At 72.0% G+C, this 13,288-nt stretch carries 10 protein-coding genes and 1 pseudogene; 6 read left to right on the top strand and 5 right to left on the bottom strand.

The genetic code is table 11. The features are described from left to right. Positions 1–170: 170 nt before the first annotated feature. On the bottom strand, positions 171–3,314 hold the full coding sequence (ileS, locus tag ACFW6P_RS09085) for an isoleucine--tRNA ligase (RefSeq protein WP_386423274.1): 3,144 nt from the start codon (positions 3,312–3,314) through the stop codon (positions 171–173). A gap of 606 nt (positions 3,315–3,920) precedes the next feature. On the opposite strand from ileS, the gene ACFW6P_RS09080 reads away from it, so the two are divergent. The 5 genes and pseudogenes from ACFW6P_RS09080 to ACFW6P_RS09060 all read left to right on the top strand — a co-directional run. After that, the gene (locus ACFW6P_RS09080) at positions 3,921–5,141 is read left to right on the top strand and encodes a TraR/DksA C4-type zinc finger protein (RefSeq protein ID WP_386423272.1); all 1,221 of its coding nucleotides are present in this window, start codon (positions 3,921–3,923) and stop codon (positions 5,139–5,141) included. A gap of 89 nt (positions 5,142–5,230) precedes the next feature. Next, a complete protein-coding gene (gene lspA, locus ACFW6P_RS09075; protein ID WP_386353610.1) occupies positions 5,231–5,857 on the top strand; it encodes a signal peptidase II in 627 nt (208 codons plus the stop codon). A gap of 85 nt (positions 5,858–5,942) precedes the next feature. Further along, positions 5,943–6,887 (top strand): RluA family pseudouridine synthase, encoded by a 945-nt coding sequence (locus ACFW6P_RS09070; protein ID WP_386353612.1) that lies wholly within the window; start codon positions 5,943–5,945, stop codon positions 6,885–6,887. Beyond that, positions 6,884–7,354 carry a GNAT family N-acetyltransferase gene (locus ACFW6P_RS09065; RefSeq protein WP_386353614.1) on the top strand — a complete coding sequence of 157 codons (471 nt, stop codon included), beginning with the start codon at positions 6,884–6,886 and terminating at the stop codon, positions 7,352–7,354. The genes ACFW6P_RS09070 and ACFW6P_RS09065 overlap by 4 nt, the downstream gene beginning before the upstream one ends. 18 nt (positions 7,355–7,372) lie before the next feature. Further along, positions 7,373–7,948: pseudogene (locus ACFW6P_RS09060) on the top strand (cation:proton antiporter); the annotation flags it as partial. A 64-nt stretch (positions 7,949–8,012) separates the two neighbouring features. Here the strand turns inward: ACFW6P_RS09060 and ACFW6P_RS09055 are convergent. Further along, positions 8,013–9,185: a mechanosensitive ion channel family protein gene (locus ACFW6P_RS09055; protein WP_386353616.1), complete on the bottom strand. Its 1,173-nt coding sequence runs from the start codon at positions 9,183–9,185 to the stop codon at positions 8,013–8,015. A 107-nt stretch (positions 9,186–9,292) separates the two neighbouring features. On the opposite strand from ACFW6P_RS09055, the gene ACFW6P_RS09050 reads away from it, so the two are divergent. Continuing rightward, on the top strand, positions 9,293–9,862 hold the full coding sequence (locus tag ACFW6P_RS09050; RefSeq protein ID WP_386353618.1) for a dienelactone hydrolase family protein: 570 nt from the start codon (positions 9,293–9,295) through the stop codon (positions 9,860–9,862). 33 nt (positions 9,863–9,895) lie between these two features. Here ACFW6P_RS09050 and ACFW6P_RS09045 read toward each other — a convergent pair whose 3' ends face one another. The 3 genes from ACFW6P_RS09045 to ACFW6P_RS09035 form a co-directional block, all read right to left on the bottom strand. Next, positions 9,896–11,566, bottom strand: coding sequence for an alkaline phosphatase D family protein (locus ACFW6P_RS09045; RefSeq protein WP_386353620.1), 1,671 nt, complete (start codon positions 11,564–11,566; stop codon positions 9,896–9,898). Between the two features lie 97 nt (positions 11,567–11,663). Then, positions 11,664–12,488, bottom strand: a complete 825-nt coding sequence (locus tag ACFW6P_RS09040) for a thioredoxin domain-containing protein (protein ID WP_386353622.1) — start codon at positions 12,486–12,488, stop codon at positions 11,664–11,666. 96 nt (positions 12,489–12,584) lie between these two features. After that, the gene (locus tag ACFW6P_RS09035; protein ID WP_386353739.1) at positions 12,585–13,280 is read right to left on the bottom strand and encodes a hypothetical protein; all 696 of its coding nucleotides are present in this window, start codon (positions 13,278–13,280) and stop codon (positions 12,585–12,587) included. Positions 13,281–13,288: the final 8 nt, after the last annotated feature.

The following is a 13,288-nucleotide window of genomic DNA, read 5'->3' as shown; positions in this document are numbered from 1 at the left end:
TAGTACGGCATAGACGTCGGCAGCGTTCAGGGCGAGGCCCCGGGTGACCCCCCGGGGCCTCGCCCTTTTGGCACGCGTGTTCCCTGTCACGCACCCGCGTTCTGCGCACGCAACGCCGAAGGCCCGGACCCGCCGAAGATCTTGGCGGGTCCGGGCCTTCTGGCGGAGCGCTACGCCTTGCGCAGGCGGAACGCCAGCGACAGACCCTCGTCGGTGAACGGCTCGCCGTACGCGCCGTCCGCGTCGCCCTGGGCGAAGTCCGTGGAGAGGACCTCGTCGGCGATCAGGGCCGTGTGCTCGGTCAGCGCCTCCACGACGGCCGGGTCGCCGGCCGTCCAGCGCAGGGCGATGCGGTCGGCCACGTCCAGGCCGCTGTTCTTGCGGGCCTCCTGGATCAGGCGGATCGCGTCACGGGCGAGGCCCGCACGGCGCAGCTCCTCCGTGATCTCCAGATCCAGGGCGACCGTCGCGCCCGAGTCGGAGGCCACCGACCAGCCCTCGCGCGGGGTCTCCGTGACGATGACCTCGTCGGGAGCGAGCGTGACGGTCTCGCCGTCGACCTCGACGGACGCCGTGCCCGCGCGCAGCGCCAGCGACAGGGCGGCGGCGTCGGCGGCGCCGATCGCCTTGGCCACGTCCTGGACGCGCTTGCCGAACCGCTTGCCCAGCGCGCGGAAGTTGGCCTTGGCCGTGGTGTCCACCAGGCTGCCGCCGACCTCGCTCAGCGAGGCGAGCGAGGAGACGTTCAGCTCCTCCGTGATCTGCGTGCGCAGCTCGGCGTCCAGGGCGTCGAAGCCCGAGGCGGCGATCAGGGCGCGGGACAGCGGCTGGCGGGTCTTGACGCCCGACTCCGCGCGCGTGGCCCGGCCCAGCTCCACCAGGCGGCGCACCAGCACCATCTGCTTCGAGAGCTCCGGGTCGATCGCGCCGAGGTCGGCCTCGGGCCAGGACGACAGGTGGACCGACTCGGGGGCACCGGGGGTGACGGGGACGACCAGGTCCTGCCAGACCCGCTCGGTGATGAACGGGGTCAGCGGCGCCATGAGCTGCGTCACCGTCCGGACGACCTCGTGCAGGGTGCGCAGCGCCGCCTTGTCGCCCTGCCAGAAGCGGCGGCGGGAGCGGCGTACGTACCAGTTCGACAGGTCGTCGACGAACGCGGACAGCAGCTTGCCGGCGCGCTGGGTGTCGTAGGCGTCCAGCGCCCGGGTCACCTGGTCGGTGAGGGCGTGCAGTTCGGACAGCAGCCAGCGGTCCAGCAGCGGGCGGTCGGCGGGGGCCGGGTCGGCCTCGGACGGGGCCCAGGCGGCCGTACGGGCGTACAGGGCCTGGAAGGCGACCGTGTTCCAGTACGTCAGGAGGGTCTTGCGGACGACCTCCTGGATGGTGTTGTGGCCGACGCGGCGGGCCGCCCAGGGGGAGCCGCCGGCCGCCATGAACCAGCGGACCGCGTCCGCTCCGTGCTGGTCCATGAGCGGGATCGGCTGCAGGATGTTGCCCAGGTGCTTGGACATCTTGCGGCCGTCCTCGGCGAGGATGTGACCGAGGCAGACCACGTTCTCGTACGAGGACTTGTCGAAGACGAGCGTGCCGACCGCCATCAGCGTGTAGAACCAGCCGCGGGTCTGGTCGATGGCCTCGCAGATGAACTGCGCCGGGTAGCGGGCCTCGAACAGCTCCTTGTTCTTGTACGGGTAGCCCCACTGCGCGAACGGCATCGAGCCCGAGTCGTACCAGGCGTCGATCACCTCGGGCACGCGCGTGGCGGTCTTGCCGCAGCCGCCCTGCGGACAGGCGAAGGTGACCTCGTCGATGAACGGGCGGTGCGGGTCGAGGCCCGACTGGTCGGTGCCGGTCAGCTCGGTCAGCTCGCCGAGGGAGCCGACGCAGGTGAGGTGCTCGTCCTCGCAGCGCCAGATGGGCAGCGGGGTGCCCCAGTAGCGGTTGCGGGACAGCGCCCAGTCGATGTTGTTGTTCAGCCAGTCGCCGTACCGGCCGTTCTTGACCGTGTCCGGGAACCAGTTGGTGTTCTGGTTCTCCGTCAGGAGGCGGTCCTTGACGGCCGTGGTGCGGATGTACCAGGACGGCTGGGCGTAGTAGAGCAGCGCGGTGTGGCAGCGCCAGCAGTGCGGGTAGCTGTGCTCGTACGGGATGTGCCTGAAGAGCAGGCCGCGGCCGTCGAGGTCGGCGGTGAGCTTCTCGTCGGCCTTCTTGAAGAAGACGCCGCCGACGAGCGGGACGTCCTCCTCGAAGGTGCCGTCGGGGCGGACCGGGTTCACGACCGGCAGGCCGTAGGCGCGGCAGACCCTGAGGTCGTCCTCACCGAAGGCGGGGGACTGGTGGACGAGGCCCGTGCCGTCCTCGGTGGTGACGTACTCGGCGTTGACGACGTAGTGCGCCGGCTCGCGGAACTCCACCAGCTCGAAGGGGCGCTGGTAGGTCCAGCGCTCCATCTCGGCGCCCGTGAAGGTCTGCCCGGTGGTCTCCCAGCCCTCGCCGAGGGCCTTGGCGAGCAGCGGCTCGGCGACGACCAGCTTCTCCTCGCCGTTCGTGGCGACGACGTAGGCGACCTCGGGGTGGGCGGCGACGGCGGTGTTGGACACCAGGGTCCACGGGGTCGTCGTCCACACCAGGAGCGCGGCCTCGCCGGCGAGCGGGCCGGAGGTGAGCGGGAAGCGGACGTAGACGGACGGGTCGACGACCGTCTCGTAGCCCTGGGCCAGCTCGTGGTCCGACAGGCCCGTGCCGCAGCGGGGGCACCAGGGGGCGACGCGGTGGTCCTGGACCAGCAGGCCCTTGGTGAAGATCTCCTTCAGCGACCACCAGACCGATTCGATGTACTCGGGGTCCATCGTGCGGTACGGGTCGTTGAGGTCGGTCCAGTAGCCCATGCGGGTCGTGAGCTCTTCGAAGGCGTCGGTGTGCCGGGTCACCGACTCGCGGCACTTCGCGTTGAACTCCGCGATGCCGTAGGCCTCGATGTCCTGCTTGCCGGAGAAGCCGAGCTCCTTCTCGACGGCGAGCTCCACCGGGAGGCCGTGGCAGTCCCAGCCGGCCTTGCGGGCCACGTGGTAGCCGCGCATGGTGCGGAAGCGGGGGAAGACGTCCTTGAAGACGCGGGCCTCGATGTGGTGGGCGCCGGGCATGCCGTTGGCGGTGGGCGGGCCCTCGTAGAACACCCACTCGGGGCGGCCCTCGGACTGCTCCAGGCTCTTGGCGAAGATCTTCTGCTCGCGCCAGAAGTCGAGCACCGCGTGCTCGAGGGCGGACAGGTCGACCTGGGCGGGTACCTGGCGATACGTCGGCGATGTCATCAGCGGGCTTCCTCCGGCGGACTTGCTGCCTTCCGTCCGGAGGGACGAGAGCTCTGTCTGTGCCTGCGCCGCCGTCGGCGCGCTCCCGCGGTACCACCCTCCTTGGCCCTCCGGTGCGGGGTGTGCGCCGGTGAGCCCCCTCATTGGGGTCGCGATGCCGGTTCTACCGCCCCCGCAGGGGTTTCTTCCGGCGGCTCCGGGGTGATCTTCACGCCGCGCTCACCCCCGGGCTCCCACCGTCCCCGGGTCGCTCTGGGCTGCGTACGCCGCTACTCGTCCCCATCCACGCTTTTCGCTCCGCCCAGTGTACGGCGCCGCGCGGACCGCGGCCGACCGCTTTTCCGGGCCGGTGGGAGCCGTGCGTCGCAGGTCGGGCGGTTTGAGTTTTATGACCCGAATGGAGCGGGTATGGGTGTTCGGATCCCGGGGTGCCCTGTCCGGCGGATTACCGGGCGGGGAGCTGGGCACAACGGATGCAGGTTCGCCGTGCGGCGTCCGCGAGGCGGGCGAATCGGGCGGTGTGCCCCGTTGCCGCGGGACTCGAGTCGATTTATCGTCCCAGCACGATTCACGAGCAAGATCACAATATGTGAAGGGGCCGCGGCCATGGTGGCGAAGAAGTCCGCCGTACAGCAGCCGGCGTCCGGCAGGTCAGCGGAGGCCTCCGGCGGTGCGGCCAAGGACGTGAGCGGGAAGAAGTCCACGCAGGGTGCCGCGGCGGGGCGGGCGGCGAAGGGCGCGGCGGAGAAGGCCACCGAGGGGGCTAGGGCGGCTGTCCGCAGGACGAAGGCCGCGGTCGGGAAGGTGGCGGGGAAGACCGCCGCCGGGGAGACCGGAGCCGGGCGCAGCGGGGTCGAGGCGACCGGGGCGGAGGAGGCCGGGGCCAGGAGGACGCCGGTGAAGAAGACGGCGGCGAAGCAGACGCCCTCGAAGACGGCGGCCAAGAAGACGCCTTCGAAGAGCACGGCCGCCACGAAGAGCACGGCCACCAGGACCGCCGCTGCCGTCGGCGAACCGGCTACGAGGAAGACGTCGGCGAAGAAGGCTGAGGCCAAGAAGGCCTTTGCCAAGAAGGCCGCCGCCAAGAAGACGGCGGCCAAGACAGCCCCGGCCAAGAGGGCGGCGGCCGGGAAGGGGAAGGCAGGAGACGCGAAGGCGGGGGAGGCCGTCGTCGGGAGGAAGGGTGCCGAGGGCGCCGCCGGGCGGGGCGCCGGAGGCAGGGGCACCACCACGAAGGGGACCGTCGGGAAGGGCACCGCCCGGACCGGCGCGGTCACACAGGACACGGCCGCGAGCAGCACGGCCAAGAAGGCGGGTGCGGCCGAGGCCGCGACGCAGACGGGAGCGACGACGGTGGGTGCGAAGAAGACTCCTGGCGCGGCGACGGCGGCCACGACCGCCGTGCCGAAGGCGCGGGGTGCGGCGGAGCCCGGTGAGCTCGCGGTGCGCCCGGGCGAGGACCCCTGGACGGCCGAGGAGGTCGACGAGGCCCGTTCCGAGCTGATGTCCGAGGAGGCGCGGCTCCGGGACGAGATCTCCTCGTCGGAGCGGTCGCTCGCCGGTCTGATGCGGGACTCCGGGGAAGGCGCCGGCCACGACGAGGCGGACACGGGCAGCAAGAACATCACCCGCGAGCACGAGCTGGCCCTGGCCGCCAACGCGCGCGAGATGCTCATCCAGACCGAACACGCCCTGGAGCGCCTGGACTCCGGCACCTACGGGCTGTGCGAGAACTGCGGCAACGCCATCGGGAAGGCCCGGATGCAGGCCTTCCCGAGGGCCACGCTCTGCGTCGAGTGCAAGCAGAAGCAGGAACGCCGGTACTGACCGGCGGCCGAATGCCTCCTGAGCACGTGCGTCGCGCGGGGCGTGTCGTACCCTCGTCCTCAGTCAGGCACCTAGGTTGAGGGACTCACGTGGCAGAGGCGGAGCGCATCATCGGTACGCCGGACACACCGGACGCGGCCCGGAGCGGGCAGGACGGGCCCGGTGAGGACGCGGCGGCCGCCGGGGTGTCCGGCACCGGCGAGCCGGAGGACGCCGCCGCGCGGCCCCGGGGCAGGCGCAGGATCGCGGTGCTGTTCACGGTGGCCGCCTTCGCCTACGCCCTCGACCTGATCAGCAAGCTGATCGTCGTCGCCGAGCTGGAGCACCACCCGCCGATCGAGATCGTCGGGGACTGGCTGAAGTTCGAGGCGATCCGGAACGCCGGGGCGGCCTTCGGCTTCGGCGAGGCGTTCACCGTGATCTTCACCGTGATCGCGGCGGCGGTGATCGTGGTGATCGCCCGGCTGGCCCGCAAGCTCTACAGCCTGCCCTGGGCGATCGCGCTCGGCCTGCTGCTCGGCGGTGCTCTGGGCAACCTCACCGACCGGATCTTCCGGGCGCCCGGTGTCTTCGAGGGCGCGGTCGTCGACTTCATCGCGCCCAAGCACTTCGCGGTCTTCAACCTGGCCGACTCGGCCATCGTGTGCGGCGGCATCCTGATCGTGCTGCTGTCCTTCAAGGGGCTCGACCCGGACGGGACCGTCCACAAGGACTGAGCCGCCGGGTCCCCCGCCGGCAGCCCGGCGGGGGGTTGTCCACAGGCCTGTACGGGGCGGTCCGCCCGTCCGGCATACTCGACGGGTGAGCACGATTCCCGAGATCCGTACCCTGCCCGTGCCCGACGGACTGGAGGGCGAGCGCGTCGACGCCGCCATCTCCCGCATGTTCGGCTTCTCCCGCACCAAGGCGGCCGAGCTGGCCGCCGCCGGGAAGGTCACGGTCGACGGATCGGTGGTCGGCAAGTCGGAGCGCGTGCACGGCGGCGCCTGGCTGGAGGTCGAGATGCCGCAGGCGCCCGCGCCGGTGCAGGTGGTGGCCGAGCCGGTCGAGGGCATGGAGATCGTGCACGACGACGACGACGTGGTCGTGATCGTCAAGCCGGTCGGTGTGGCCGCGCACCCCTCGCCGGGCTGGAGCGGCCCGACCGTCATCGGAGGCCTCGCCGCCGCCGGGTACCGGATCTCCACCTCCGGCGCCGCCGAGCGCCAGGGCATCGTCCACCGCCTCGACGTGGGCACGTCCGGGCTGATGGTGGTCGCCAAGTCGGAGTACGCGTACACGTCGCTCAAGCGCCAGTTCAAGGAGCGCACGGTCGACAAGCGCTACCACACACTCGTCCAGGGCCACCCCGACCCGACCAGCGGCACCATCGACGCGCCCATCGGCCGGCACCCGCACCACGACTACAAGTGGGCCGTCACGGCCGAGGGCAAGCCCTCCGTCACGCACTACGACCTCATCGAGGCCTTCCGCGCGGCGTCGCTGCTCGACGTGAAGCTGGAGACCGGCCGCACCCACCAGATCCGCGTCCACATGGCCGCGCACCGGCACCCCTGCGTCGGCGACCTGACGTACGGGGCCGACCCGACGCTCGCCAAGCGCCTGCACCTGACCCGCCAGTGGCTGCACGCGGTGCGGCTCGGCTTCGAGCACCCCGGGGACGGGCGGTGGGTTGAGTTCTCCTGCGACTACCCGGAGGACCTGCAGAAGGCGCTGGACCAGGTCCGGGAGGAGACGTACGCGTGAGCGGCCCGGGCTATGCGGTGCGGCTCGCCGAGGAGCCGGCCGACCGCGAGGCGTGCTTCGCGGTGCGCAAGGAGGTCTTCGTCGGCGAGCAGGGCGTGCCGGAGGACCTGGAGTACGACGCGTACGACGCCGCGGCCGTCCATGTGCTGGCGGTCCGGGAGGACGGCGTGCCCCTCGGGACCGGGCGGCTGCTGGCGGGGGAGGCGGCCGTGGCACAGACCGGCGCCGATCCGTCCGTGGGCTCCCTGGGCCGGCTCGCCGTGACCGCGGACGCACGCGGGCTCGGTGTGGGGGCCGCCCTGGTGCGGGCCCTCGAGGACGCGGCACGCGCGCGAGGCCTCACGGCCGTGGACCTGCACGCGCAGACGCACGCGCTGGGCTTCTACGAGCGCCTCGGCTACGCGGCCTACGGGCCGGAGTACCTGGAGGCGGGCATTCCGCACCAGGGGATGAGGCGTTCCCTTTAGTCCGTCCTGGCAGGTGCCATCCCGGTGAGCTGGCGCGAGACCGTGGTGATGTGGTGGTCGGGCATGCGCGGCGTGGCCTCGGTCGCGCTGGTGCTGGCCATTCCGCTTGAGACGGACGCGGGGGATCCGTTCCCCGGCCGGGACGTGATCATCTTCATCGCCTTCGGGGTGATCATGGCCACACTGGTGGTGCAGGGCCTGACCCTGCCGTGGCTGGTGCGGTGGCTCGGCGTGAAGGCCGACACGGACCGCGAGAAGGAGCTGGCGAAGGGCCTTGCCGTCCGGGCGTCGAAGGCGGCCAAGCGACGTCTGCGGGAGATCGAGCAGAGCGAGGACCTGTCCGAGGAACTGTCCGAGAAGATGCTGCGGCGCGCGGTGGACATCGGGGTGCGCATCAGCCCCGAACTGGCCGAGGACGAGCGGCGGGACGCCTACGGGCAGATCGCGCGACGGGCGAAGCGGGTGCGGCGTATCCAGCAGGAGATGCTGAGCGCCGCACGGCGCGAGGTGCTGGCGGCGCGCAGCGAGCCCGGGGCGGATCCGGAGGCGGTGGACCGGGTGCTGCGCCACCTCGACGTGCGCAGTCTGCGGTGAGCCGTTCCTCGTACGGGAGGCTCGCACGGGACGGCTGCCCGCGTCGCGGGCAGCCGTCCTTTCTTCAGCGGTCCGGCCGGGCGGAACTGTGGCCGTGGTAGCGGCGGTGCTGGGCCGCGACGCTGTCCGCGTGCGGGCGCTCCCCGGTCCAGGACGGACGGTCGCCGTCGAGGGACGGGCGGCGGCCGCCCGGGGACGGCGGCAGGACCGCGTCCGCCGTGTTGACCCGCGGCAGGGCGTACGGGTGCTCGTCGGCCAGCCAGCGGATCATCCGCTCGCGGACCTCGACCCGCACGGTCCAGATGTCGTCCGCGTCCTTCGCCGTCACCAGGGCCCGCACCTCCATGGTGCTCGGGGTGGTGTCCGTCACCGTCAGGTTGTAGGCGCGGCCGTCCCAGGCCGGGCACTCGCGCAGGATGTCGCGGAGCTTCTCGCGCATCGCCTCCACGGGCGCCGAGTGGTCCACGTGCCAGAAGACGGTGCCCGTCATCTGCGGGGTGCCGCGCGACCAGTTCTCGAACGCCTTGGACGTGAAGTAGGACACGGGCATGGTGATCCGCCGCTCGTCCCAGGTGCGCACGGTCAGGAAGGTCAGTGTGATCTCCTCCACCGTGCCCCACTCGCCGTCCACGACCACCGTGTCCCCGATGCGCACCATGTCGCCGAAGGCGATCTGCAGCCCGGCGAACATGTTGCCCAGAGTGGACTGCGCGGCGACACCGGCGACGATGCCGAGGATGCCGGCCGAGGCCAGCAGCGAGGCGCCCGCCGCCTTGAACGCGGGGAACGTCAGCAGCATCGAGGCCACGGCGACCACGCAGACGATCGCGGAGACGACCCGCATGATGAGCGTCACCTGGGTGCGCACCCGGCGCACCCGCGCCGGGTCGCGCTGGGCGTGGGCGTTGGCGTAGCGGCTGTACGAGCTCTCGACGATCGCGGCCGCGATCCGGATGACCAGCCAGGCGGCCGATCCGATCAGCAGCAGCGTCAGCGCCTGGCCGATGCCCTCACGGCGTTCCTCCAGCAGCTGTGCCTCGTCGTAGGAGCCTCTGAGCAGCGCCGCCAAGAGGACGAGCTGGTAGGGGATACGGGCACGTCGGAGCCGACCCCACAGCGGGGTCTCGTGGTGCCGTTCGTCGGCCTTGCGCAGCAGGAAGTCGGTGGCCCAGCCGATCACCAGCGTGAGCACGACCGAGCCACCGACCACGATCAGCGGTCGTAGCAGGTTCTCCATGCCCCCGAACCTAACCGGCTCGCGGCGGGCATGAACATGTGACTTCCGTTGCGTCCTGGGTAGTGCCGCGAAGTCGGGAGGTCACACCCGGCTGGCACCATGGCCTCATGAACATCATGCTCTTTCACTCGGCCTTCGGGCTGAGGCCCGCCGTGCACCGGGCCGCCGACCGGCTGCGCTCGGCCGGTCACGAGGTGTGGACGCCCGACCTCTACGAGGGACGTACGTTCGAAACCGTCGAGGAGGGCATGGAGCACAAGGAGAAGACCGGCAAGGAGGAGCTGCTGAAGCGGGCGGTGCTGGCCGCCGCCCCCTACTCGGACCGCGGGCTCGTGTACGCCGGGTTCTCGCTCGGCGCCTCCGTCGCCCAGACCCTCGCCCTCGGCGACGACAAGGCACGCGGCCTGCTGCTCCTGCACGGCACCTCCGACATCGCGCCGGGTGTCACGGCCGAGGACCTGCCCGTCCAGCTGCACGTGGCGGAGCCGGACCCCTTCGAGACGGACGACTGGCTCAGCGCCTGGTACCTCCAGATGCGCCGCACCGGCGCCGACGTCGAGGTGTACCGGTACGCCGGAGCGGGCCACCTCTACACCGACCCGGAGCTGCCCGACTACGACGAGGAGGCCGCCGAGGCCACCTGGCGGGTGGCGCTCGGCTTCCTCGACAGCCTCTAGCCGGCCGGTCGGCACGACCCGGTCGGCCGCGGTCTACACCGGGTGGTAGGACCGTTCCACCTTCTGCGTGCCGCTGCGGGTGCGGTACGAGCGGGCCCATGTGGCGGTCGCGTCGCGGCGGGCGCGGTCGGAGACGACGTAGTAGTCCATCTGCGCGCGCTCGGCCGTGATGTCCAGCACGCCGAAGCCGTGGCGGTCGGTGTCGACCCAGTGCACGTGCCGGTTGGCGGCGCGGATGACCGGCGCGGCGACCGTGGAGACCGTGCCCTCGGGGACCTTGACGAGGTCGTCGAGGTTGTCGGAGGTGACGGAGGTGACGACGAACTCCGTGGCGGCGGACGGCGACAGCGGATACGTTCCCGCGTCCACCGGCACGTCGTTCGCCCACGCCATGTGGATGTCGCCCGTGAGGAAGACCGTGTTGCGGATCGCGTTGGTGCGCAGGTGCGCCAGGATCTCGCGGCGGTCGTCCGTGTAGCCGTCCCACTGGTCGGTGTTCAGGGCGAGACCCTCCTGCGGCAGGCCGAGCAGCTTGGCGAGGGGCTTCAGCAGGTCGGCGGAGAGCGAGCCTATGGCGAACGGCGAGATCATCACGGAGTTGCCGACCAGCCGCCAGGTGGTGTCGGACGCCGCCAGGCCCGCCTTGAGCCAGTCGAGCTGGGCGCGGCCGGTGAGCGTGCGGTCCGCGTCGTCGACCTCCCCGTCACCCACCTCGACCTGCTGGGAGCGGAAGGAGCGCAGGTCCAGCAACGAGAGGTCGGCCAGCTTGCCGAAGCGCAGCCGGCGGTAGGTGGTGCCCGCGAGCGCCGGCCGGACCGGCATCCACTCGAAGTAGGCCTGCTTGGCGGCGGCCTGACGGGCGGACCAGGCGCCCTCGGTGCCCTCCGTGTGGTTCTCGGCGCCGCCCGACCAGGAGTCGTTGGCGAACTCGTGGTCGTCCCAGACGGCCACCACCGGGGTCGCGGCGTGCAGGGCCTGCAGGTCCGGGTCGGTCTTGTACCGGGCGTGCCGCATGCGGTAGTCGGCGAGCGTGACGATCTCGTGCGCCGGGGTGTGCGGGCGGACGACCGTGCCGCGGGTGCCGTACTCGCCGGTGCCGTACTCGTAGACGTAGTCGCCCAGGTGCAGCCAGGCGTCCAGGTCGCCCCGGGAGGCGAGATGGCGGTACGGGGAGAAGTACCCGGCCTCCCAGTTGGCGCAGGAGACCACGCCGAAGCGGAGGCTGGGCACGGCAGCGCCGGGCGCCGGGGCGGTGCGGGTGCGGGCGGCGGGGGACGCGGTGCCGCCGGCGGAGAAGCGGAACCAGTAGTCGGTGGCCGGTTCCAGGCCGCGGATGTCGGCCTTCACGGTGTGGTCGGAGGCGGCGCCGGCGGTGGTGGACCCCTGGGCGACGACGGACGTGAACGCCTTGTCCCGGGCGACGACCCAGCTCACCTCGATGTCCGGGCCGAGCCCGGAGCCCGGCACGGCCTCCGGGACGGGCGTCACACGGGTCCACAGCAGGACGCCGTCCGGGAGCGGATCGCCGGAGGCCACGCCGTGCAGGAAGGCGGGCGCCTGGGCGGCGGCGCGCGCGGGCACGGTCGCGGCCAGCGGTCCGGCCAGGACAGCGGTCGCCGCCGCGGCCCTGACGACCGTACGGCGCCGGGGCGTGCGGGAGTCGAGGCCCTCGGTCGTGTTCGATGATCTGTGTCGACTGGTCACGACCGATCAGGTTACTGATCGGTATGAACGGGAGCGGGTGAACGGGGAAAGTCCGCCCGCTCTGTGACGGTCGGCCGCGGTCACCGCGGCGGCACGGCTACCCCTTGAGCGCGGCGGTGATGGCCGTGTTGAACTCGTCGACGGTCATCGGGGCGCTCTTGCCGTCGCTGCCGGTGACCTTCTTGCCGTCCATGAGCAGCGTCGGCGTGCCCTGGAAGTCGTACTTCTTGCCGTCGCTGTCGAACTTCTCGCTCATGAGCAGCGCCCACTTGTCGTAGGTGCCGTCCTTCACGGCTTTCTGGAACTGCTTGTTGCCCTTCAGGCCGTCGACCGAGTCCGCCACCTCGATCAGGTAGTCGTCGTCCTTGAACTTGTCCTCGGTCTCCGTGGGGTGGTACTTCGTCGAGTAGAGCGCCGCCTTGTAGTCGAGGAACGCCTCGGGGCTGACGTTCAAGGCCGCGCCCAGCGCGCTGAGGGCGTTCTTCGAGCCCACACCGGGGACGTTCTTGTCGATGAACGTCGCACCGACGAACTGGATCTTGTACGTGCCGTCCTCGACGCCCTTGTCGACCGTCGAGCCGACGGTCTGCTCGAACTGGGCGCAGGCCGGGCAGCGCGGGTCCTCGTACATGACGAGGGTCTTCTCGGCGGTGTCCTTGCCGATGACGACGGTGGTGCCGTCCTTGCCCGACGTGTTGGCCGGCTTGACGAGCTTGCTCTTGGCCGCGGCCTCCCAGCCGTCGGGCTCGTTGGCCTGGACGACCGCGTAGCCGATGCCGCCGGCTATCGCCAGCACGCCGACGACGGAGCAGGCGACGACGATCTGCCGCCTGGCCTTCGCGCGCTTGGCCTCGCGCTCGCGCTCGGCGCGCAGCCGCTCGCGGGCCGCCGTCTTCGCCGCCTGGCTGTTCCGCTTGCTCATGGTGGTGTTCTCCGTGGGGGACGCGCACACGTGGTGTGCGGGATGCGTACGGGGGACTGCTCGTGCTCGCAGGTGCCGCGCGGGGCGGCGTGGACCTCAGACGAGGGCGGGTGAGCACGGCGGGCCACGCCGTCCCAGGGAGTACGCGAGGACCAGGTCGCGCGCGGTGGGCGTACGGTCCGCGGCGCGCGCCGGCAGCCGGCGCGCGGCCGGGCACCGCTCCACCGTCACCGCCGCCACGGCCAGCAGCAGCGGCCGGAAGGTGGTCGCCGTCACGGCGCGCAGCAGCTGGGCCAGGGCCCGCTCGCCGCGGCGGAGCCAGACGGCGGCGGCCAGGCCGACGCCGAGGTGCGCGCCGAGCAGCAGCCAGGCCGTGGCCGGGTCGGCGTGTGCGACCGCGGCCGCGAGCCGCTCGGTGCCGGTGGCCCCGGCCATCCGGGCCAGGGGCGTGCCGACCTCGCCGCCGCCGCAGAGCACGTCCAGGCCGACCGCGCGCAGGGGCCCGGTGACCGGGCCGCCCGCAGGGCCGTAGCAGGTGTGCTGCCCGGTGGTGAACACCGTGTCGGCGGCCAGCTCCAGCGGGATCAGCAGGGCCGCGATCCGCCCGAAGGACCGCTCGCGGCCCGCCATTGCGTACGCGAGGGCGAACACGGCGGCGGCGACCGCGGCCACCGTGCCCACCGGGAGCGGGGCCCCGGACAGCAGCACGTGCGACGCGGTGCTGAGCGTCACGACCACGGCCGTGAACAGCGCCGCGCGCACGGCCCTGAGGGGGATCCCGGACATGTCCATAGCGAGAG

Source organism: Streptomyces sp. NPDC058741, from assembly GCF_042746715.1.
Taxonomy (GTDB): Bacteria; Actinomycetota; Actinomycetes; order Streptomycetales; family Streptomycetaceae; genus Streptomyces.
Note: the sequence above shows the minus strand (reverse complement) of the source record. Positions and strands in the feature narration are given on the sequence as shown.

Excerpts from the sequence above, each read along its gene's own strand:
- ileS (WP_386423274.1), bottom strand. The coding sequence starts at position 3,314 with ATGACATCGCCGACGTATCGCCAGGTACCCGCCCAGGTCGACCTGTCC.
- ACFW6P_RS09080 (WP_386423272.1), top strand. The coding sequence starts at position 3,921 with ATGGTGGCGAAGAAGTCCGCCGTACAGCAGCCGGCGTCCGGCAGGTCA.
- ACFW6P_RS09055 (WP_386353616.1), bottom strand. The coding sequence starts at position 9,185 with ATGGAGAACCTGCTACGACCGCTGATCGTGGTCGGTGGCTCGGTCGTG.
- ACFW6P_RS09050 (WP_386353618.1), top strand. The coding sequence starts at position 9,293 with ATGAACATCATGCTCTTTCACTCGGCCTTCGGGCTGAGGCCCGCCGTG.
- ACFW6P_RS09040 (WP_386353622.1), bottom strand. The coding sequence starts at position 12,488 with ATGAGCAAGCGGAACAGCCAGGCGGCGAAGACGGCGGCCCGCGAGCGG.
- ACFW6P_RS09035 (WP_386353739.1), bottom strand. The coding sequence starts at position 13,280 with ATGGACATGTCCGGGATCCCCCTCAGGGCCGTGCGCGCGGCGCTGTTC.